The 21,758-nt window shown below is 34.0% G+C and carries 22 protein-coding genes; 7 read left to right on the forward strand and 15 right to left on the reverse strand.

Features of this window, described 5'->3' with window-relative positions; all coding sequences use genetic code 11:
• The first annotated feature begins 460 nt into the window (after positions 1 to 460).
• Positions 461 to 1,057 (forward strand): superoxide dismutase, encoded by a 597-nt coding sequence (locus tag DD829_RS00500; RefSeq protein WP_076391591.1) that lies wholly within the window; start codon positions 461 to 463, stop codon positions 1,055 to 1,057.
• Positions 1,058 to 1,106: 49 nt separating this feature from the next.
• Here DD829_RS00500 and DD829_RS00505 read toward each other — a convergent pair whose 3' ends face one another.
• Together DD829_RS00505 and DD829_RS00510 are read right to left on the reverse strand one after the other, a co-directional pair.
• Positions 1,107 to 1,529 carry a DUF6146 family protein gene (locus DD829_RS00505; protein ID WP_108409014.1) on the reverse strand — a complete coding sequence of 141 codons (423 nt, stop codon included), beginning with the start codon at positions 1,527 to 1,529 and terminating at the stop codon, positions 1,107 to 1,109.
• Between the two features lie 48 nt (positions 1,530 to 1,577).
• Positions 1,578 to 2,768 (reverse strand): endonuclease, encoded by a 1,191-nt coding sequence (locus tag DD829_RS00510; protein ID WP_108409015.1) that lies wholly within the window; start codon positions 2,766 to 2,768, stop codon positions 1,578 to 1,580.
• A gap of 252 nt (positions 2,769 to 3,020) precedes the next feature.
• Between DD829_RS00510 and DD829_RS00515 the strand changes: the two genes are divergently transcribed.
• Together DD829_RS00515 and DD829_RS00520 are read left to right on the forward strand one after the other, a co-directional pair.
• Complete coding sequence (locus tag DD829_RS00515; RefSeq protein ID WP_108409016.1) at positions 3,021 to 5,912, forward strand: carboxypeptidase-like regulatory domain-containing protein; 2,892 nt, start codon at positions 3,021 to 3,023, stop codon at positions 5,910 to 5,912.
• Positions 5,913 to 5,939: 27 nt separating this feature from the next.
• A complete protein-coding gene (locus DD829_RS00520; RefSeq protein ID WP_108409017.1) occupies positions 5,940 to 7,286 on the forward strand; it encodes a DUF5689 domain-containing protein in 1,347 nt (448 codons plus the stop codon).
• A 138-nt stretch (positions 7,287 to 7,424) separates the two neighbouring features.
• Here DD829_RS00520 and DD829_RS00525 read toward each other — a convergent pair whose 3' ends face one another.
• The 6 genes from DD829_RS00525 to DD829_RS00550 form a co-directional block, all read right to left on the reverse strand.
• Positions 7,425 to 7,847 carry a DUF6702 family protein gene (locus DD829_RS00525; RefSeq protein WP_317048562.1) on the reverse strand — a complete coding sequence of 141 codons (423 nt, stop codon included), beginning with the start codon at positions 7,845 to 7,847 and terminating at the stop codon, positions 7,425 to 7,427.
• 106 nt (positions 7,848 to 7,953) lie between these two features.
• A complete protein-coding gene (locus DD829_RS00530) occupies positions 7,954 to 8,706 on the reverse strand; it encodes a TIGR00730 family Rossman fold protein (protein WP_108409019.1) in 753 nt (250 codons plus the stop codon).
• Positions 8,707 to 8,713: 7 nt separating this feature from the next.
• Positions 8,714 to 9,427, reverse strand: a complete 714-nt coding sequence (locus DD829_RS00535; protein ID WP_108409020.1) for an NDP-sugar synthase — start codon at positions 9,425 to 9,427, stop codon at positions 8,714 to 8,716.
• Between the two features lie 97 nt (positions 9,428 to 9,524).
• A complete protein-coding gene (locus tag DD829_RS00540; RefSeq protein ID WP_076391609.1) occupies positions 9,525 to 9,935 on the reverse strand; it encodes an RNase adapter RapZ in 411 nt (136 codons plus the stop codon).
• A gap of 93 nt (positions 9,936 to 10,028) precedes the next feature.
• Entirely contained in the window at positions 10,029 to 10,433 is a 405-nt protein-coding gene (locus DD829_RS00545) for a GxxExxY protein (protein ID WP_108409021.1), read from the reverse strand.
• A gap of 36 nt (positions 10,434 to 10,469) precedes the next feature.
• The gene (locus tag DD829_RS00550; protein WP_108409022.1) at positions 10,470 to 11,486 is read right to left on the reverse strand and encodes an aminoglycoside phosphotransferase family protein; all 1,017 of its coding nucleotides are present in this window, start codon (positions 11,484 to 11,486) and stop codon (positions 10,470 to 10,472) included.
• 48 nt (positions 11,487 to 11,534) lie between these two features.
• Here DD829_RS00550 and xrtF point away from each other — a divergent pair, with 48 nt between their 5' ends.
• The 4 genes from xrtF (at position 11,535) to DD829_RS00570 (ending at position 13,962) form a co-directional block, all read left to right on the forward strand.
• Positions 11,535 to 12,065 (forward strand): exosortase family protein XrtF, encoded by a 531-nt coding sequence (xrtF, locus tag DD829_RS00555; protein WP_108409023.1) that lies wholly within the window; start codon positions 11,535 to 11,537, stop codon positions 12,063 to 12,065.
• Complete coding sequence (locus tag DD829_RS00560; protein ID WP_108409024.1) at positions 12,052 to 12,480, forward strand: exosortase F system-associated membrane protein; 429 nt, start codon at positions 12,052 to 12,054, stop codon at positions 12,478 to 12,480. Before xrtF ends, DD829_RS00560 begins: the two co-directional genes overlap by 14 nt.
• Before the next feature lie 189 nt (positions 12,481 to 12,669).
• On the forward strand, positions 12,670 to 13,032 hold the full coding sequence (locus tag DD829_RS00565; RefSeq protein ID WP_116547433.1) for a helix-turn-helix domain-containing protein: 363 nt from the start codon (positions 12,670 to 12,672) through the stop codon (positions 13,030 to 13,032).
• 192 nt (positions 13,033 to 13,224) lie between these two features.
• The gene (locus DD829_RS00570; protein ID WP_123906770.1) at positions 13,225 to 13,962 is read left to right on the forward strand and encodes a hypothetical protein; all 738 of its coding nucleotides are present in this window, start codon (positions 13,225 to 13,227) and stop codon (positions 13,960 to 13,962) included.
• Between the two features lie 349 nt (positions 13,963 to 14,311).
• On the opposite strand, the gene DD829_RS00580 is transcribed toward DD829_RS00570, so the two are convergent.
• From DD829_RS00580 to DD829_RS00610, 7 genes are all read right to left on the reverse strand, one after another.
• Entirely contained in the window at positions 14,312 to 14,668 is a 357-nt protein-coding gene (locus DD829_RS00580) for a helix-turn-helix domain-containing protein (RefSeq protein WP_108409616.1), read from the reverse strand.
• 31 nt (positions 14,669 to 14,699) lie between these two features.
• Positions 14,700 to 15,698 carry a cation diffusion facilitator family transporter gene (locus tag DD829_RS00585; protein WP_108409617.1) on the reverse strand — a complete coding sequence of 333 codons (999 nt, stop codon included), beginning with the start codon at positions 15,696 to 15,698 and terminating at the stop codon, positions 14,700 to 14,702.
• Between the two features lie 54 nt (positions 15,699 to 15,752).
• Positions 15,753 to 16,745: an aspartate-semialdehyde dehydrogenase gene (locus tag DD829_RS00590; protein ID WP_076391627.1), complete on the reverse strand. Its 993-nt coding sequence runs from the start codon at positions 16,743 to 16,745 to the stop codon at positions 15,753 to 15,755.
• A gap of 31 nt (positions 16,746 to 16,776) precedes the next feature.
• Complete coding sequence (locus DD829_RS00595; protein ID WP_108409619.1) at positions 16,777 to 17,208, reverse strand: hypothetical protein; 432 nt, start codon at positions 17,206 to 17,208, stop codon at positions 16,777 to 16,779.
• Between the two features lie 92 nt (positions 17,209 to 17,300).
• Complete coding sequence (locus tag DD829_RS00600; RefSeq protein WP_108409618.1) at positions 17,301 to 20,027, reverse strand: TonB-dependent receptor; 2,727 nt, start codon at positions 20,025 to 20,027, stop codon at positions 17,301 to 17,303.
• A gap of 209 nt (positions 20,028 to 20,236) precedes the next feature.
• A complete protein-coding gene (gene nadC, locus DD829_RS00605) occupies positions 20,237 to 21,097 on the reverse strand; it encodes a carboxylating nicotinate-nucleotide diphosphorylase (protein ID WP_076391631.1) in 861 nt (286 codons plus the stop codon).
• 12 nt (positions 21,098 to 21,109) lie between these two features.
• Positions 21,110 to 21,748: a hypothetical protein gene (locus tag DD829_RS00610; RefSeq protein ID WP_116547436.1), complete on the reverse strand. Its 639-nt coding sequence runs from the start codon at positions 21,746 to 21,748 to the stop codon at positions 21,110 to 21,112.
• Between the last annotated feature and the right edge of the window lie 10 nt (positions 21,749 to 21,758).

The following is a 21,758-nucleotide window of genomic DNA, read 5'->3' on the forward strand; positions in this document are numbered from 1 at the left end:
ACCAAAACAGAAATACAATTAATTGGAAATCAAATAGTTAAATTAAAAAAAACATTATTCAAAATAATAAAAAAAATCTTCCGACCATGACTAGCGGCGAAGCCGCCGCCGAAATCCTAAAATGAGCTCAGACAATTGCTGCAATCGAGGCTAGGGTTTTTGTCAGATATTTCAATACTTCATTGGACCCACAAAATTTGTGATCCTGAAAGAGTTCAATATAGCATTAAAATAAAGTCTGAAAAAATTCTTGTTTGAACCCTTTGGTTTGTTATCAGCTTTAATTCAAAAATAAATTTTTCAAAATTGATAAGCTTCCGTCATTAGACTTTCTTACCATGAAAATTTAATTCATTCTAAATCAATATATCAATGTTAAAGATTTATTAAAGTAATCCCCATTTTTTGAATATAGATTAAATAATGGCTAAATTTGGGTAATAACATTAAAAATAAAATTATGTCATTTGAATTACCAAAACTAGGATATGCTTACGACGCATTAGAGCCAACAATAGATGCAAAAACAATGGAAATCCACCATACAAAACATCATCAAGCATACGTAGACAATTTAAATAATGCGATTAAAGGAACAGATCTTGAAGGAAAAACTATTGAAGAAATCTGCCAGACAGGAACTGATAAACCAGCAGTAAGAAACAATGGAGGAGGACACTTTAACCATACTTTATTCTGGGAAATTTTAACTCCGGGCGGCAGCAAAGAGCCTGTAGGAAATGTAAAAGCTGCTATCGAAGCTTACGGAGGTTTTGAAAAATTCAAGACAGATTTTTCTGATGCTGCTAAAACAAGATTCGGTTCAGGATGGGCTTGGTTGGTAAAAAATGCTGACGGTTCTGTTACCGTTTCTTCAACTCCAAACCAGGATAACCCGTTAATGCCGGTTGCAGACGTAAAAGGAACTCCTGTTTTAGGACTTGACGTTTGGGAGCACGCTTATTATTTAAATTACCAAAACAGAAGACCTGATTATGTATCAGCATTCTTCGAAGTAGTAAACTGGGATAAAGTAGAAGAATTATTCAACAAATAATTATTCAACTATTTCATAAAAAAAGGTTCAGAATTGCTCTGAACCTTTTTTAGTATCTTGTGGTATCACTTCCCGAAAGTCCGTTCATTTTTAAACCGTATTTCCAGTTTACATACGCAAAAACCTGATACAATTTGTATTCGAATTTGATACCGTATTTTTCTTTCGGATCATAGTCAATGGATGATTCTATCACATTTCTGTATCTCCCGGAACTATAGTAGGAATTCCATTCTGTGACCAGAAAAGTATTTCTGTTCTTCAGATAAGATTCAGAATATTGGCTGATTGGTTTGGCAATCGCATTCAGAAAATAATCAAACTGAGTATCGATTACCGTAAGATCCCATTCTCCATCGTCATTCTTTGATGGTTTCATTTCCGACTTTTCTTTTTCATTCTTAGTATTGCTCTGCGCAGAGCAATAGACTGAAAATAAAGAAAGTATTAATAGTAAAACTAAATTTTTCATCTCATAAAGTTACAAAAAAAAGACACTCAATCTGAGTGCCTTGTATTTTTATGGTTCTTTCTGGAGAACTACAAATGCCGGGAAGTGGTCGCTGTAACCGCCGGTAAACTGGTCGCCGTTCCATGATCGGAAAGGGTAGCCTTTGTAATTCCCTTCTTTATTCACTAAGTAAGGCGGAGCAAAAATTTCAGCCTTATAAACCGAATAATCTTTTGTTACCTGATCTGAAACTAAATTTTTAGAAACAATAATCTGGTCAAATAAGTTTGGTGCATCCTGATACGCTAATGAAGCAACTCCTTTTTTGTACAAAGGGTACATTAAGTTAAGATAAGGATTGGCATCACTTAAATCTTTCGGGCTTGGCTGTGCTTTCAGGTGATTTTTTAAACTTGCACTTACAGGATCATCATTAAAATCTCCCATTGCAAATAATTTTGTTGAAGGATCTGCTGCTCTTACACTGTCCATTTGTTGTTTCAGTAAAGCTGCTGCTGCATTTCTCTTAGGAAGAGAAACGGCTTCCCCCCCTCTTCTTGAAGGCCAGTGATTCATAAAGAATGCTACCTTTTCATTATCAAGGAAACCTGTAACCACCAAGATATCTCTGGTATATTCTCTTTTTCCTTCGTCACCGAAAACTTTCAGTTCTTTTTTCAGAGAATTGGTAGGGGTAAATCTTCTTTTCTGATAAATCAAAGCCACATCAATTCCTCTGTAATCATAAGAATTGTAATGAATAATTCCGTAATCATATTTTTTCAGTGCCGGTTCATTAATAAGATCCTGAATAACCTGTCTGTTTTCCACCTCAATTAAACCTACGACTGCAGGAGCCGTTTTAGTGTATTGCGCTCCCATTTCAGAAATTACTTTGGCTTCGTTGGCAAGTTTCGCCTTATACACTTTCGTATTGTAGTTTTTAGCACTTTTTGGAGTAAATTCTTCCGAGCCGCCTTGAAATCTTACTACTTTCTTACCAATTAAAGCGCCATCGCTCCATGGTCCGTCGTATTTTTCAGCTTCTAAAAACTTAACGGAATCCAAAGGGATACTTCTGTGGAAAGCCGGATTTTTAATATCTTTAGTTCCGTCAATATAATCTGCTGACTGAATGGTGTCCCAAAGGTTTTCCACATTCAAAAAACCTACAGTAGCCACCTTTCTCAGTTTTCCCTGCTGTTGTGAAAATGCCATTATCGAAAAAATGATGGCAAAAAAACTCAAAAATTTCTTCATTCTCTTAGAGTTATTATTAATATTATTTAATCTGCAAATTTACTTTTTTTTAACTTCCCGCTATTTTAAATATTTGTAAATTTAAAATGTGGTATTTACGTTTTTATTTATAATGATTCTTAAAAGCTTGCAATGTTAAGAAAAAATAACGTAAAAAAAGTTGTAAATTCTAAATTTTGACTAAATTTGCGTCCCCAACTTTTAAACTGTTGAGAATTAACAAGAAAAGTATTTAAAAAAATAAATATACTCATGATTAAAAAACTATCATTAGTCTCTTTATTTACTTTACTTCCAGCATCATACTATTTTGCACAGACTACGGTTTCTGCTTATTTAAAAGATGCTGAAGGAAAGCCCGTTGAAAGGGCAGAAGTAGATCTTAAAGGGAATGACAATGATGTAACGGCTGACAAAATCGGATACTTCCAGTTTGTAGACCTGAAGCCGGGGCATTACCAAATTGTGATTACAAAACCGAATTACGAAACCAAAGTAATGGAGTTTGATGTAATGGACAGTGAGAAGAAAAAGGATTTAGGGACAATCACCCTATATTCTGCACTTACAAGCGCGGATCAAGGTTTAGCAATCATTGACAATAGTGGAAGTGATGATGAAGACGGAAGTAGCGGACAAGCTTCTACGGTTGGTTTATTACAATCTTCTCAGGATGTATTTAACAGAATTGCCAGTTTTGATTTGGGAGCATATTGGTTCAGACCAAGAGGTATTGACGGAAGAACTTCCGAAAATATGATGAATGGAGTTTCCATGGTAAAATCTGATAACGGAAATGTAGACTTTTCTAATTGGGGAGGTCTTAATGAAATCGTTAGATATCCTGAAATTTTCTCTAACCACTCACCTTCAGAATATGCATTTGGTGGAGCAAGCGGAATTATTTATAAAAATACTAAAGCGAGTGAGTACAGAAAAGGATTTCAGGCAACTTATTCCATTACCAACAGAAATTATCGTCAGAGAGTTTCTTTGAGATACACTTCCGGAATGAGTAAAAAAGGTTGGGCATTTACTGTAATGGGGGCCAAAAGATGGGCTGAAGAAGGTATTCAGGAAGGAACGTTTTATGATGCTTACGGAACTTATTTAGGTATTGAGAAGAGAATTAACGATAATCATACGATTACATTTAATGCTTTTGCTTCTCCTTACAGAAGGTCTACAGCAAGTCCGAGTACTCAGGAAGTTTTTGATTACAGAGGAGTCCATTATAATTCATATTGGGGATGGCAAGATGGCGAAAAAAGAAGTGAAAGAGTTAGAAAAGGTTTTCAGCCAATCTTCCAGATTCAGGATTTTTTAAAAATCAACAAAAAATCTAATTTGTGGACGAGTGTTTCTTACCAGTTTGGAAAAGATAAAGGGTCAAGACTAGACTGGCAGAATGCACAAAATCCTTCTCCAACGTATTATAAAAAATTACCGAGTTATTACTTAAACAGTATTATTTACAGCCAATACCATAATAATACTCCCGCTGCTAATTATGATTTGCTATTGCAAGGATATCAGGCTGCGAATGAAAACTGGATCAATAATAATCAAGATGTAACTCAGATTAACTGGAGTTCTTTATATGCCGCCAATCTTGCAAATGATGTTGTAGATCAGGCTGAGATGTCTACACGATTTGGACTTACAGGGAAAAGAGCTAAGTATTTTTTAGTAAATGATGTAAGTGACGATAAGATTTTCAATGCTGCTACACATTATACCTATAACTTTAATGATAAAACAAGATTTTTGTTAAATGTTTCTTATCAAAACTTTAAGTCAGAATATTATAGAGAGGTTAATGATTTGTTAGGGGCAGATTATGCATTAAATGTCGATCCGTATGCAGATTCTAACAAAGCAGGTTCTTCAGGTCTGTTTGATATGAATGATACACAATTGGCAAAACATGTTGGCGATAAGATCAATTATGATTATATTCTTAGAAGACAAGAAGTAAAAGTAAATCCGGGACTCAAATTATCTACAGGACAGTTTGATGTATTTGTTAGTGGTCTTTTCGGATATTCAACATCAAATAGAGAGGGTCTTTTTAAAAATTATCTTTATCAAAACAATTCTTTTGGAGAAAGTAAAGATTATAATTATTGGAATTATGGTTTAAAAGGACAAATTATTTATAGACTCAACGGTAGAAATTTCTTTGTGTATAATGGTGCTTATTTCTCACAAGCTCCATTTCTGGAAGATATTTTCATTAATCCTAGAGCGAATAATTATACAGTTCCAAATATTAAGAATGCAGTAATTAGTGCTAATGATTTAAGCTATGTTATTTCTACGCCTTTCTTAAAATTAAGAGCAACGGGTTATATTGTTAATACACAAAATGATACCAATGTTCAGAGATTTTTTGCAGACGGTTTAGTTCTTAATGTGTCCGAAGCAGATACAGGATCTGAAGATAAAACAGCCAGTGCGTTTGTAACACAGACTATGTCTAATGTAAACAAAAGAAACATGGGTGCTGAACTTGGTGTAGATGTAAAAGTACTTCCGACTCTTTCATTACAGGGAGTTGCAAGTTGGGGAGAGTATAAATATACCAACAATCCTAATGTTTACATATCTTCTGATGTAATGGCTGCACCTTATTCTAATTTAGGAACAGCATATATAAAAGATTTTAAAGTCGGGGGAACAGCTCAGAAAGCATTTTCTGCAGGATTCAGATACAATTCTCCTAAGTATTGGTGGTTTGGAGCGAGCTGGAATTATCTTGATGACAACAATCTTGATCCATCTGCAATTCTTAGAACGAACGATTTTATTCAAAACAATAACAGCAGTACTCCTTTTGTGAATCTTGATGATCCGAAAATTGAGCGTTATATGCAACAGGTAAAACTTCCTTCATCATTCTTCGTGAATGCTAATGTTGGAAAATCATGGATTATCGGTAAGTATTATGTATTGATTTCTGGTTCAGTAAATAATATTCTTGATAACAGAAAATATATTACAGGAGGTTTCGAGCAAATAAGAAGTGCAAATGGTAATGTTGATTTCGAAAACGATTATAACAGCAGATATCCAAACTTTGCACCTAAATACTGGTATACACAAGGACGTTCTTACTTTGTAAACTTGCAAGTAAGATTCTAATAAATTTAACCTTAGAAATATAAAAAAATGAATATAAAAAACTTCTTAAAAATTAGCTTAGGTGTAGCTGTATTAGGAGCTACTCAGCTTTCTTGCATCCATGATGATAAGTGGGATGCACCAGAAATTACATGTAACAATAAATTTGCTGCACCTACCATCACGATGGCAGATTTTGTTGCATTATCACCATCTTCAGGAGTATATACTGTTCCTGCGCAGGATGCAACTCATCCAGAGGTAATTTTTGATGGATATGTTGTTTCATCTGATGCAAACGGAAACTTCTATAAAACTCTTGTTTTTCAGGACAAACCTCAAAATCCTACGGTAGGTTTGGTAGTAGGGATCAATAAGTCTCTAAACTATGCAGATTTCCCTGTAGGAGCGCACATCAGAATCAGAGCAAACGGTATGGTTATCGGAAAATCTGCGGGGGTTATTACTTTAGGAGTTAAAGATCCAGATTTTGCTATCGGAAGAATTCCGGAGTCTATTATCAGCAGATATATTGCAGGTGTTTGTAACGGAACAGGGTTAGATATTGCTACGATCACTCCTCGTGAACTTACTCTTGCAGATATTAAAAATGATAAATATATCAATACGCTTGCTAAAGTAAAGAATGTTCAGTTTGTTGATGCTGAAGTTGGTTTAAATTTAATGAATACCGATGCGTCGGGTACCGCAGTAGATACAGACAGACATATCATTGATATTTATGGAACTCAGGCAACCGTTAGAACTGACGGATTCTTTAAACCAACTTATGCAATTCCCAATACAAGTGGAGATATTACATTTGTAGTAAGTAAATATAATAGCTCATTCCAAAATGTGATAAGAGGAATTAGTGATATTGAATTTAAAAATCCTAGATTAACGGCTGCAACATTAGTGCTGAACGAACCTTTTGCAAACTTGACAGCTAATGCATGGACAGCCTTCAATGTTTCAGGTACGCAGGTTTGGGGAACTACAAACTTTGGTAACCCTGCACCTTCTGCTTACGTTAGCGGATTAGGAGGCGTTAATGAAGACTGGTTGATTTCAAAATCTCTTTCTTTATCCGGCGCTACAGCAGCTAAGCTTTACTTTGAAACGGACGTAAGATTTCCTGGAAATCCTTTACAGGTTTTAATTACTACAGATACTTACGCGGGAGGTAATCCTAATACATTAAACTGGACACCTCTTAATGCTGTTATAGATACAGATATCGCTTCATTTGGAGGTTTTGTAGGTTCCGGATTGGTTGATCTTACGCCTTACTTAAACCAAAATATCAGAATTGCATTTAAGTATACAAACCCATCAACAACAGTTGCAAGTGCTGTGGAAATTGATAATGTAAAAGTTTTCAAAACACCTTAAGATTATTGTAATTATAAATAATATAAAAGCCGGAAGTTTTCTTTCGGCTTTTGTATTTTCTTAGGTCTTAGAGAGAAGATTCGGCTCAAACAAAAAACCACCGCTTTTGCGATGGTTTCGTTGTTCATTTCATTGTCTTTAAAAAGATACTTCGTTTACCTCTTTTCCGCGCTGGAAATTCATTGTTTTCTGGCTTCCTTTATAAGCAATATTCACAAGGTTAATCTGCTTAGGAAAGGCACTTAAAAGGATCGTATTTTTTATTCTTAAGGTACTGATGTCGGAAACGCCTCCCGTCTCAAAATATACCCATACAGTTTCTCCGCTGACCTGACTTCCCGTAAATGTTATTGTTTTCGGTGAGCCATTGACGTACACATCAAAATTATTGTTTACATACTTTTTAACCTCTGCTTCAAATCCTGCCGTATTCGGGTTGATCTTTATCGCATCAGAAATATGATTTGTATTCATTTTTGTGGTGAACTTCAATGTTTTGCTTCCATCAATATAATCCACTTTAGTCATTGAAGAGAAAAAGTCTACATACGTGAAACTCATTAACACAAAAAATGTTAAAATTCCTAATATATATAAAATTTTTTTCATCTTAGATAATAGATTTACAATCATGATTGTTAGTTTTAAGTCACAAATAATGTGCCAATTAAAAGTTCACGTTTACGGAATATTTATCATAAAAAGCTTTGATGTGCGCTACCGCTTCATCAGCACTGTCTACCACACGGTAAAGCTCAAGATCTTCTTCGTGGATCATCTTTTCTTTCAGCAAAGTGGTTTTAAACCAATCCAGTAATCCGCTCCAGAATTCCGAACCGACCAGAACAATAGGGAATCTTCCTATTTTGTTGGTTTGAATCAGCGTTAAAGCCTCCGTAAGCTCATCCAGTGTTCCAAATCCTCCCGGCATTACAATAAACCCCTGAGAATATTTCACAAACATTACTTTTCTTACAAAAAAGTAATCGAAATTCATCGAATATGATTTATTGATGTAAGGATTAAAATGCTGTTCAAAGGGCAGATCGATATTCAGACCAATTGATTTCCCCTGAGTGTTGAAAGCACCTTTATTTCCGGCTTCCATAATTCCGGGACCACCTCCGGTAATAATTCCGAAGCCTAATTTTGTAATTTTCTCAGCAATTTCCACCGCCATTTTGTAGTATTTGCTTTGTGGCTTCAGTCTTGCAGATCCGAAAATAGAAACACACGGACCAATTTTAGCCAATTTTTCATAGCCATCCACAAATTCCGCCATTACTTTAAAAACCATCCAACTGTCTTTCGTGATGGTTTCGTCCCAGGTTTTTTGTCTGAGGCTGTTTTGTAATTTCGTTTCGTTACTGTCAAATTCAGGATTTACCAGACTTTCATCCCTCGTTCCTTCAATTCCCATTGTACAATTATTTAAAATGTTTTTCGGCTTCCGTTACAGATTCCGGTCTTCCGACATCGATCAGAATACTGTCGTGAAGGAAACCATGGATATGCTCGGTATGCATAAGATCCAGATATTCTTCCATAACAGAAAATTTGCCTGTTCTTTTTATTTTTTCAAAGATAAGCGGATTGATGCAATGCACCCCACTGAAAGCCAGAGCTTTGAATCCTTTGTTGAATTCTGCCAGTCTCTGCTCTCCGGACTGTACATTCAGCCATCCTCTTAATACCATATCATCGTTAAAAAGCAGTTTTCTTGAGCTTTCTCTGTCCGATACAGCTAAAGTAGCAAAATCTTTTATCTTTTTATGATATTCTACAAATTCTGTAATATTAATGTTGGTAAGAATATCGGCATTCATGATCAGGAAATCTTCTCCATGATCGAGAAATTTTCTAGCAAAAACCAAGCCGCCTCCGGTTTCCAGAAGCTCTTCGCTCTCGTCTGAGATTTCTATTTTACATCCGAAATTATCGTTCTGCTTTAAAAAATCAACTATTTGATTTCCAAAATGATGAATGTTTATGACAAAATCGTTTATTCCGAAATTTTTTAAATATTTAATATTTCTTTCCAGAAGCGGAACTTCATTCACCTTTGCCAAAGCTTTCGGATGATGGTCGGTGAATGGTTTCAGTCGGGTTCCTTTTCCGGCTGCGAAAATAAGTGCCTTCATTTTTTATGGGTAATGAGTAATGGGTAATGAGTAATAGATGAAATACATTTTAAAATGAACAATAAGGTTAAAAATATTACTTATTGCATATTATTCATTACTTATGATTAAGTTGATGCTGTTCGTCATGATGAAGGCTGATTTCAACTTTTTCACCATATTTTTCTTCAATAAAATGAGCGATTTTTATCGCAGAATAAACCGATCTGTGCTGTCCTCCTGTACAGCCGAAGTTGATCTGAAGGTTTTCAAATCCCCTTTCCAGATAATTATCTATATTAATGGAAACAAGATTCTTGATTAATTCCAGAAATTTAGGCATTTCGGTTTTGGTTTCCAGATATTCCTGAACACCGATGTCGTTTCCGGTCTGGGTTTTATATTCTTCCACTCTTCCCGGATTTAAAATTCCGCGGCAGTCAAACGTAAAACCTCCTCCGTTTCCTGTTTCATCTTTCGGAATTCCTCCTTTTTTGTACGAAAAACTGTGTATATCGATGTGTAGCATTTTTTTAATTTTATAATTATTTATTTATTCTTAAACCGTTAAGATTTATATTTAAGAAGTTAAGTTTATTTAAGATTTTTGATAAATCAAAATTTAGTTTGGAAGCTCTTTAAAATACTCATTAATAAAAGGTTTTAAAGATTTGGTTATGTTATCGGTGAAGAAATTGATTAACAGACCTTGAGGCTTTTTCAAAACTTTCATGTAAGTTAATAATTGAGCTTCATGGATAGGCAAAATTTCTTCGATTGCTTTTAATTCTACTATAACAGCATCATTTACAAGCAAATCAACAACCAGTTTCGTTTTGATATCAACTCCTTCATAATTAATGGTTGTAAAAAGTTGTTGTTTTACATCATATCCATTGTTAATGAGTTCAATTTTTAAACATTCTTCATAAATGCTTTCAAGCAAACCGGGTCCAAGTGTTTTGTGAACTTTTATTGCAAAACCGGTAATTTCATAAGATAATTGTGTAATTTCTTTTTTCGTCATAACACTTAACTATGCTTAACTTCTTAAATATAAATCTTAATGGTTTAATATTTCTTCAATTTTCAATTTTATTTTATCCGAACTCAATTGTTTAATCACTTTTTCCAGTTCGGGATAATCTTTCATATTTTCCCAGTTTTGCGCAAACGCTGTAATGTTTTCTATTCCTTTTTCTATGCTTGAAATAAAATGCGGTTTTCTCTGAATTAATCCCCGGAAACCGTAAGCTCCCAAAACCTGAAGAAACCTCATCAGTTGAATTGGTTTTACCGAAAAATTTAGTTTGTCTTTAATTTCCTGACTTTCAAACTGATTTATATATAAATTCAACATCTCATTTTTGAAATCTTCCGGAAAGTTTGCTTTTGCCTGAAACAGAAAAGAAATGACATCATACATCAACGGACCTTTCATTGCCGATTGATAGTCGATAAACGAGACTTCTTTCTGATCATTCACCATGATGTTTCTTGCCTGAAAATCGCGGATCATCAATCCTTTGGGTTCCAGATTTTCAATCAGGGCAACAATTTTTTTAAATTCTTTCAGAAGGGTAGATTTGTGATATTCCAGTTCCAAAACATCCGCCACGAAATTTTTAAAATAATACAGATCGTGCATTACCGGAAGTTCATCATAGCTCTCATATTCGAAAGTTTTTGTGAAATCTATTTTATTCTGCGTTGAAATCTGTAACTGATACAGTTTTTGCAGGGTTTGTTTTACCAAAGATTTTACATGTTCAGACAAACCTTCCTTTGAGATGATTTCAGAAAGGGTATTGTCTCCTAAAAACTCCTGAATATACATTTTACGGTCATCCGAAACGGCAAAAATTTTAGGCGTATTAAGCTTTAAATCTGAAAATAGGTCTGAGTAATACAAAAAACTTTCATTTTCCGCTATATTTTCATTGTAGGTAATGATAAACTTTTTATCAGTTTTCGCAATAAAATTTACTCTCGCGGAACCACTTTGAGCTAAAGTGATCAACTCAGAAGGTTGTTTTCCAGTATAATTTTCAAAAAAATTTTGGGCGTATTCGGAAATCATAGATGTCACAAATATAATAATTTACAGGCTAATTTCTATATTTGCATTATGCTAAAGGATTTTAAACCTGTTTTGGGCATTCTGCTGCGCTTCATCATCATTTATCTGGTGCTGCTTTTTGCGTATCAGTTTTTTCTGAACAGTTTTCAGAAAGAAGGTCTTGATCCCTTTTCGAGAATGATTGCAGAGCAGGTGAGGGATATCCAGAACTTTATGGGTTTTTCAATACAACTGTATGATGATGTTAAAGGCGAACAGGTGTATTTTTATGTCCGGAACGAATATCCTACAAGAATGGTGGAAGGCTGCAATGCCGTTTCTGTGATGATTCTTTTTGTGGCATTTGTTTTTGCCTTTTACAAAGGAAAAAAGACCTTTGTTTTTGTAATTCTAGGACTGGTTTTGCTTTATATCATTAATGTTTTAAGAATTGCAGGGTTGAATATTGTGATTTTGAATCACAAAGAATACGGCAAAATAGCACATGATTATATTTTTCCGGCGGTTATTTACGGAACGGTAGTGTTACTATGGCTGGTCTGGATAAAATTTTTTGCTTTAAAACATGAAAAATCTTAACTGGGTTTTAGTCATATTGGGGATTTTAGGTCTTGTAAGTGTAAGAATACTTGAAGACATGATTTTCTATGATCCATTTCTCAACTATTTCCATGAAGCCAATAAGAATATTCCTTTTCCCTCTTTTGAATGGGGAAAATTAATTCCCGGATATCTTTTCCGGTTTATTCTGAATCTGTTATTTTCATGCGTTGTTATTCACTTTTGGTTTAAAAACAGGCAATGGACAATTCAGGGTGCTATTTTAATTACGATTATTTTTGCGATCACTTTTCCGATTTATTTGTACTGTATTTATGACAGATTTGAAATCGGGTATCTTTTTTCTTTTTATATGAGAAGGTTTGTCATTCAGCCTTTGATTTTACTTCTTATTATTCCGATGTTTTATTACAGGAAGCAAATAAACAAGTGAAAAATATCTTAAAAAAAAGCATAAGATGTATTTTTATATACATAAGACCTATTTTTACATGCTTTATATAATTCAATATATGCTTTTTACATAAAATTATGTGTTTTAATTTTTGAAAAATATTCTTTAAACATAAATTTATATATTTAATACGTATAATTATTTATTTTACACTTAAAATAGTAGGTTATGAGTTCCAGAAAATATCAAAAAAAAGGAGACTTTCCGCATCCCCATCTTGGGGAGCTTGTAAGAAAAATTATTGATGATAAAAAACTTACACAGGCGGAAGTAGCAAGAAGAATGCAGATTTCTCCAACATCATTAGCTAATTACTTCAATCAATCGTCGCTGCAATTCGGGATTGTCTGGAATATTGGCTTAGCAATAGGCTACGATTTTCTCACTGAGCTTACAAATTATTATCCGTCTACTTTAGCTTTAAACGAGGATGCTAAGATTGTAAAGGAGCTTACAGAGAAAACCCAAAGAATAGCAGATATGGAAAAAGAAATTGAAATCTACAAAGCAGCTTTAGGAATAAAAAGATAATTTTTTTGCTTTGAAAATTGGTTTTGCTTTTAAAAATTTCATTTAAAAGTGACTTATTTGTAATGTTTTAAATGTGAGCCTGTTATTTTGATTAAATGTTGGAAAAGTACAGCAATATTTGCTGTGTTTTTTTTACATAAGTTCTCATTTTTACTTCATAGGTTTGTGATGTTAACAAAAAATAGTATAATTATGAAAAAAATTAAATTTGGATTTTTCTTATTAGTTTTAACATTGGTTATTTTCGCTTGTAATAGAAATAATGATGAGACTACCGGAGAAAAAGAAGCGACAAAAGTATCCAAACTCAAAACGGCACAAACAAATAGATTAGGAGAAAATGTAAAAGTAGAATCTATATCAGAAAATTTGTTTATGTATGGTGCTAAATCCTATACCGTAAGTAATGACAAAATTACTTTTGAAACTTACAGAGATTTTAATGTAGATGATAAAGTAGGTAATCTTTCTACGTATGATTTTAAGATTGAGGAAAATAAAGTTAGTTTAGGTACGAAATACATAACCTTAGATGATAAAAATGTAGTACTAAAGACTGAAAATAATTTATTTGTAATTGATGAAAATTTGAATTTTTCTTCTCTAGATTTGGAGTCTAGGTTATTATTGATTATATTCACAGAACTTAATTCTTCTGAAAAAGGTAAGGATAGTTATAATAACCATGTAAATCGAATTTATACAGGCGGTGGGGGATGCTCTTGGATTAACACATACTATGTAACAGGATGGGGATATACACCTGGAGCTGCGAGTGCAGATTATAATTGGAATTTATCACATGGAGCATTACCTGGAGGAAAATCCTGCACTGCTTTAGGAGGAGCACATATGGTAGAAAATGAAATTGAGTTATTTATTGTAACGGTACATTGGTTTCAACAAAATCGAGCTTTCTGTTGTTTATAGTACTTGAATAATATAAATTTAAAATATTAATCACCATGAATATGTATTTGGGTCCATTTAAATTATCTTACGTATTATTTACGTTATTTGCTCTTTATTTAGCATCTTTATATTTAATAATTAAAAAAAAGATGGGTATAGAAGCTATTCTTATTATGGTTTTATTCCCTTTTGTAGGTTCAATAGGTATTATATTGTATAATTTTTTACAATATAAAAAACTTAATAAGGGCTAAGTATAACATTTTTATAAATAAAACCTTGCAATTCATATTGCAAGGTTTTTTATTTGACGTAATGTGATTCAAAAATTGTTGGTGTTTTCAAATTAATAACATTTAAATAAAAATTATTCTTTATTAAGATATTTATCCAATTCCTCCTTAACTTTTGAAAGAGAGTTTTCATCGGTGATTATCATGTTTATAATAACCTTCCCTTTTTGTACACCAACTCCACCTGCTCCTGTTTTATCCTTATTTTCAATATTGTTTGTTACCTGTATTTTTTGATCATTTTCAAAAAGCTCTTTTAATTCAACCTCAAAAATTTCTGCTAATTTCGGGATGTATTGAGACTTTACATCAAACATTTCACTTTCCCAATTGGCATAGGTTACCCTGTCGATATTTAGCTTATCTGCAATATCCTGTTGAGAAAATTTTGTTTTGCTTCTTAGTCTTTTAAGATTTGTTCCTACTCCCATATTATTATTTTTAACAAATGTAATAATTTTTTTATTCCGCTGTATGCTTATCCACAGAAGTCACATTTTCCGGAGTCCAAACCACTCTTTTTACAAAATCTTTTTCGCGCACAGGGCAATTTGATATTTGACAAACGGAACAGGAAATTGGCTTACAGTCATCCATATGAAAATTAAATTCCACCGTTCTTTTTGTGTTTTTTGCCAAAAGGATGATCATTTTTTCCATTTCATTGTGTGCATCACGAAGGCTGTAATACCAAGGCAAAGTAATATGTGCATCAATATGAAGATGTGCTCCGAATTGCTGGATTTTCATGTTGTGAACATCAATCCATTCCGTTTTTCGGTTTTCTTCTAAAACCTGTATGATTTGTTCCAGAAGATCGGGATCCTGCTCGTCCATAATTCCACTTAAGGATTTGCGGACTATTTTGTATCCCACTACAATAATATATATACCGAAACCTAAGGCAACAACGGAATCCAGCCAATAAATTCTGGTAAAGTATACTACAATTAAACTCACGACAACGCCAAGTGTTGTTAAGGTGTCGGATTGCAGGTGTTTTCCGGATGAAATAAGAACGATAGAATTTTCGGCTTTCCCTTTTTGAATGGAAATATAGCCTAATAAATAGTTAATAGCAGCAGTGGCGGCAATGATCCAGATTCCGAAATCTATTTTGCTTAAAACTTTTCCGACAATTAAGCTGTTAATGCCTTCGTAGATAATCATAACTCCTGCAATGGCAATTAAGGCACCTTCGATTCCGGAAGTTACGAATTCTACTTTTCCGTGTCCGTATGGATGATCGTCGTCTCTTGGTTTTGCCGCGAGATACAGTGAATAAAGCCCCATAAAGGCACTGATTACATTTACAATACTTTCCATGGCATCAGAAAAAACAGCGTCGGAATTGGTAAGTTTCCAGGCGATAATTTTTCCGATAAAGAGAATAACTCCGAAAGCGGCTATAAGTTTCTGAAAGGCTAATTTATCTTTACTTTTATTCTTCTGAACGTTCATAGGTTTGATAAAAAAAAGAATCTCAATTCTGAGACTCTTTTTATGTTTGTTAGTTTATACTAAGTTATTTTCTACAAGGTATTCTGCAATCTGTACCGCGTTCGTTGCGGCTCCTTTTCGCAGATTGTCTGCCACGATCCAGAGATTCAGTGTTTTGGGCTGCGAAAGGTCTCTTCTTATCCTTCCTACGAAGACTTCGTCTTTTCCTTCCGAGTACAGCGGCATCGGATATTCGTTGTTTTTCACGTTATCTACCACCACAACTCCGGGAGTTTCAGATAAGATTTTTCTTACTTCGTCAAGATCAAATTCATTTTCAAATTCAATATTTACACTTTCAGAATGCCCTCCCTGAACCGGAACTCTTACTGCGGTTGCGGTTAAATTAAAGGTATCGTCCCCTAAAATTTTCTTAGGCTCTTTCATTAATTTAATCTCTTCTTTCGTGTAATCGTCGTCTGCAAAAACATCACAATGCGGCAATGCATTTTTGAAGATCTGATAAGGATATACTTTTGCAATAGAATCGTCTCCGCTGATTTCTCCGTTCAACTGATCTACAGCAGCTTTACCGGTTCCTGTTACGGATTGGTAGGTGGAAACAATTACTCTTTTTAAATCGTATTTTTTGTTCAGAGGTCCTAAAACCATTACTAACTGAATGGTAGAACAGTTCGGATTTGCAATAATTTTGTCTTCTTTCGTCAATACATCTGCATTGATTTCCGGAACCACCAGTTTTTTATCAGGATCCATTCTCCATGCTGAAGAATTGTCGATTACTGTTGTCCCTGCTTCTGCAAAAAGAGGAGCGAATTCCAGGGAAGTTCCGCCACCGGCAGAAAAAATAGCAATATCCGGTTTGGCAGCTATAGCGTCTTTCATGCTTACAATCGTAAATTCTTCCTGTTTATACTTCACCTTATTACCTACAGATTTTTCGGATGCTACCGGAATTAGTTCGGTGATAGGGAAGTTTCTCTCTTCGAGAACTTTAAGCATAACTTGTCCAACCATTCCTGTTGAACCTACTACAGCTACTTTCATTGATTTAATTAAAAATTATTTTGTTAATATATTATTCCCCGAAGACTCTCGCCCACGGGAACGCGAATGCAAATAAACCTACGGCAATTAATCCCATAATTACGACTCCTAAAGAAATCGTAGGATTGGTTTTTACTTTTTTGTTAACGATCGTCATTAAAACAGCGGCGATCAGCATAGAAAACGGATGTTCTACATATTGAAATCTTAATGCTGAGTTTTTCATCACTTCACCCATATTTAAACCATTAGAGAAATTGATAATCAGCATTACCAATCCCAATAAGAATTGAACATGGAAAAAGATCATCGTCAAAAGAGTGGTCTTCTTAAGGAAGTTATTTACTTTTCCACTGAATCCGAACATGGTTGCTAAAAGTGCAATAACAAACAGCGTCACCAAAAGAATTTCCAGATATCCGAATCCTTTGTGAGCATTAAGTAAAATGTTGTAAAAGTCCATATTTATTTTTTTCTGTTTTTCAGACACAAATATAGCAAAAATCCCGGCGAAAAGCCGGGATTGATATTTATAAAATCTAATTCATGTATTTATTAGAAGTTGAAAGACAGGGTTGCAGACCATGTTCTTCCGTATCCGAAATAAACCTGGTTTTGTTGGCTTACTCCATTCCATGTTCCTGCTGCCTGGTACGTCTGATAGTTAGACGTTAATGTTGCAATCTGAGCAGTGGTTAATGGTGTTGACTGTAGAGGTTTATTTACTGCAATATACTGATCTAGAGTTAATCCAGTTTTGGTGTTTGTATTAGATTCAGCAATGTAAGTCTTATCCAGCAAGTTATAAACATTACCTCTAATCGTAAAGAATTGTTTAGGATTATTTAATTTGATTTTAAAAGATATTCCTAAATCAACTAAACCATAAGAAGGTAATTCTAAAGCACCTTGGTTTCCTGCATCCGGATTGGAGAAGTTAAGAAGGTTTAAGTTAGCATATAAATTTTTAATTCCTCTATATGTTCCGTCGAATGAGAACCAGTCTGTTGGCTTGAATGTAAATCCAACTGCTGCTGAAGTTTGTGCTGCTCCACCAACTTTTACTTTATCTATATAAAGTGTCTGAGTATCTGCGCTGATCAGTTCATTCGTTTCGCTAAAGATATTTCCTTGTGCATTTCCTTTATAGTACCAGTCTCCCACAGAAAGCATACCGAATAGACTTAGCATTTTGTGAACATTAGCATTTGCTTCAATTTCAAATCCTTGGTGAATTTCTGTAATTCCCTGAAGGTTTGAATAAGCAGTTGTAGTGCTTACAGGAAGCCCTGTTGTAGGATCTGTGTAATTAAATGAAAGATTACCTCTTCTCAAGAATCTGTCTCTCCATTCAGTTCTGTAAAGGTTCACATTGGCTGTGAAGATACCGGAACGGAATCCATATCCTGCTTCAACACCGAAGATTTTTTCATTCGTTAAGTTAGGATTTAAGTAGTTTTTGTTATTTGGATAAACAGCGTTTAGGAAAGGTTGCTTAGAATAATATCCGATATTTACAAAAACGTTGTGCTGATCATTAATGTTGTAGTTAGCACCTGCTTTTACATTATATCCTACAATATCTTTAAAGCCTGTTTTCTCATACAATAATGGATTAGTAGCGGTTGGTTGAGCAACTACGGTAGATGTTGCTGAATTTCTAAAACCTGCTTGCTGACCATTTAAAAGAGTAACTCCATCGATGATAAAGTGATCTATTCTCTGGAATGACTGGTTAGATAATGCTCCTGAAACAAATGCAGATAATTTATCACTAGAATATTCTAACTGACCAAATCCTCCATACCATAGAACTTCACCATCATTGTTATATCCTACCATATCATCCATGCTGTTTCTTTTTCCTCCGAACGGATTGAAAGTAGGTTCAGCTTTAAATGTATTGGAAACTACTCTTGGAGTTACAGTATATAGATTTCCTGGAGCAGTGTAAAAGTTTTTATTCGTATTATCTTTGTATCCTGCTGCCCCATAAAGATCAGAAAGTACCTGATAATGATATCCGTAATAGTATCTATCGTCTGTACCGATTGTGAAGTTTAAGTTATCATTAATTTTGTGATTAAAACTAATAATTGCTCCAAACCAGTTATGAGAGTTGATAGATGATCTTCTTACTAAAGTGCTACCTGCTGCTGCAGTGTTTAGATTAACATTTGCGTTTGTAGCAAAAATTCTGTCATACGCAATTTGTCCGTTTGCATCAACAAAAGAATTTACTCCTCCTGTTGCAGTACCTACACCTGTTGAGATTCTACCTAAATCTCCAGTTCCGCCACCTCTACCGAAAGAAGCATAGAATACTGAATTTAATTTAGATTTTGAACTGATATTCCAATCCCAGTTTAATGACATTACTGGTTTGTGATAGTAGTTTACTCTGTTTGATAAAACTTCACCGTTTCTCCATCCCCAGTCTGCGTTATATCTTCTGTTAGGAGTTCCGTCATTATCAGAATTATATTTAATGTAATTTTGAATAGTAGAATAGGTTGTTCTCTGATTGTGCCATTGAGGAGCTCCCGTAATGGTAAACTGGAAATCATGTTTTTTATTTGGCTGATATCCTAAGGCAAAATAATAGTTGTATCCTTCAAATTCTGTTCCGTCTGCATACATCGATCCTGCAGTTCTGCTCATTAAGAAAGAAGAAGACCATCCTTTCGCAGATTTACCTGTATTATATGCAAATAAAGTTTTTAAATAATCATTATTACCAAGACCCAAAGAAACAGTTCCTCCCTGCTTTTTATCAGCAGCTCTTGTTAATACGTTAATTGTACCTCCAACAGAAGCAATGGCTAATTTTGAAGATCCAAGACCTCTTTGTACCTGCATTGCAGAAGTTACATCAGAAAGTCCAGACCAGTTAGACCAATAAACAGCTCCGTTTTCCATATCATTCACGGGAACACCATTTACCATTACAGCAATGTTTTCCTGTGCGAATCCTCTAATGTTAATTTTAGAGTCTCCAAAACCACCACCAGCTTTTGTAGCATATACAGATGGGGTTGTATTTAAGATTTCAGGGAATTCCTGATTTCCTAATCTTTCAACGATTTGCGCTTCTTTGATTGTTGAAACTGCTACAGGAGTTTTTCTATCTTTTGCGATATCAGCAACTCCAATTAACACTACCTCGTCAATGTCTTTAGACCTTGTATCTTTTACAGTGTCCTTAACCTGTTGAGCATAATAAACGCTAGCTGTGGATAATGTAATTATCGCAGTTAGCATTGATTTGTTGATTAATTTCATAATCGTTAGTAATAGTTAGATTTAATTTTCTGCAAAATTGAGGAAATTTATTTTAACTAATATTAACTGTATGTTAATTTTTAAAGGTTCTTAATAAGGTTTAAAATATTGATTTACAATGTATTGAATAATAATTGAGATTTCGCATGAAAAAAATCACATTATTGAATTTTTAACAAATCGGCATCATTTTTAATAAAAATTCAATGCTATTTCACGGCTTTGAGGCTTAAATCCATATTTTCTGCTGAGTGGGTAAGTGCCCCTGCAGAGATGTAGGTAACGCCTGTAGAAGCGATTTCTTTAAGCTGATCACGGGTAATTCCGCCTGAAGCTTCACTTTCACAGGAACCGTTAATTAGCTTTACTGCTTTCTTCATAGTTTTTACATCCATGTTGTCGAGCATGATTCTGTCTACCTTTGCATCAATTGCTTCCTGAACTTCTTCCAGATTTCTGGTTTCAACTTCTATTTTTAGTTTTTTCTTGTTCTTTTTGATGTAATCTTTTGCCATTTTTACGGCATTCGTGATGCTTCCGTTATAATCGATATGGTTGTCTTTCAGCATAATCATGTCATAAAGACCGTATCGGTGATTGGTTCCGCCACCAATTGCTACTGCCCATTTTTCGCATACTCTGAAATTTGGGGTTGTTTTTCTGGTATCCAGAAGTTTTGTTTTTGTGCCGATAAGTCTGGAATCCCAGTCATGCGTTAACGTTGCAATTCCGCTCATTCGCTGCATACAGTTTAATACCAGTCTTTCTGTTGAAAGGATTGATCTTGCGCTTCCGGTTACGATAAAAGCAATATCCCCAAATTTTACTGCATCTCCATCCTTTACAAAAGTTTCAACTTTTAAGTTTTTATCAAAAGTTTTAAAAATAATTTCAGCGAGTTCCACTCCGGCTAGAATGCAATCCTGTTTTACCAGTAGTTTTGCACTTTGCTCCAGATCTTTCGGAATGGTGGAAAGCGTAGAATGATCGCCATCCTGAATGTCTTCTTCAAGCGCGTTTTTAATAAACTGTTTTAAAACTTTATCGGTTACGTATGCCGGTCTTTTCATATTTTTTTAAGTTTAATAATATATGGATGAGGATTTCCCAAATAACAAATCATGAACTATAAATAATAGCAGAACTTCATTTTCTTCAGCATCTATTTTTTCGAAATCAATAAAATCTTTTATTTTCTCATTATTTTGATTAATTCCTTCATATTCTAATATTTGAATACTATTTCTTCCTTGAGATTTAATTTTATAGCTCCATCTAAAGTTTTCCCAATCATATTCTTGTGTAAAATAACGAATTTTATTTTTATGAAAATCTAAAATGGGATATTGAGGATTATTAATGTAATACAGTATTAATGAAAGATTGTTGTCTTTAATAAAATCATCAAGATTAATATTGATATTTTCTTTTTGGAGCCGCTTTCTTCCAAAACCTAACATATTACAAATGATATTTAATATATAAGGATATTTTGATTTAGAGGTAAAATATATTCTTAGTAAAACACAACCTATTTGTCCTAACAATAAACAGAAAAGTAATAATCCAAAAACCAAAACTGCGTTGAGTATTTGATTTTCAACCATTTTTCCATTATTTGTTATAAATAAAATAAGACCACCAAAAATTAATGAAATAACTATCCTTGAGTAAAATAAAATGTTCGTTACCGTAAGAATATTTAAATTGGAAATCCTCATTAAATTGGAA

The organism is Chryseobacterium sp. HMWF035 (assembly GCF_003094695.1).
Classification (GTDB): domain Bacteria; phylum Bacteroidota; class Bacteroidia; order Flavobacteriales; family Weeksellaceae; genus Chryseobacterium; species Chryseobacterium gambrini.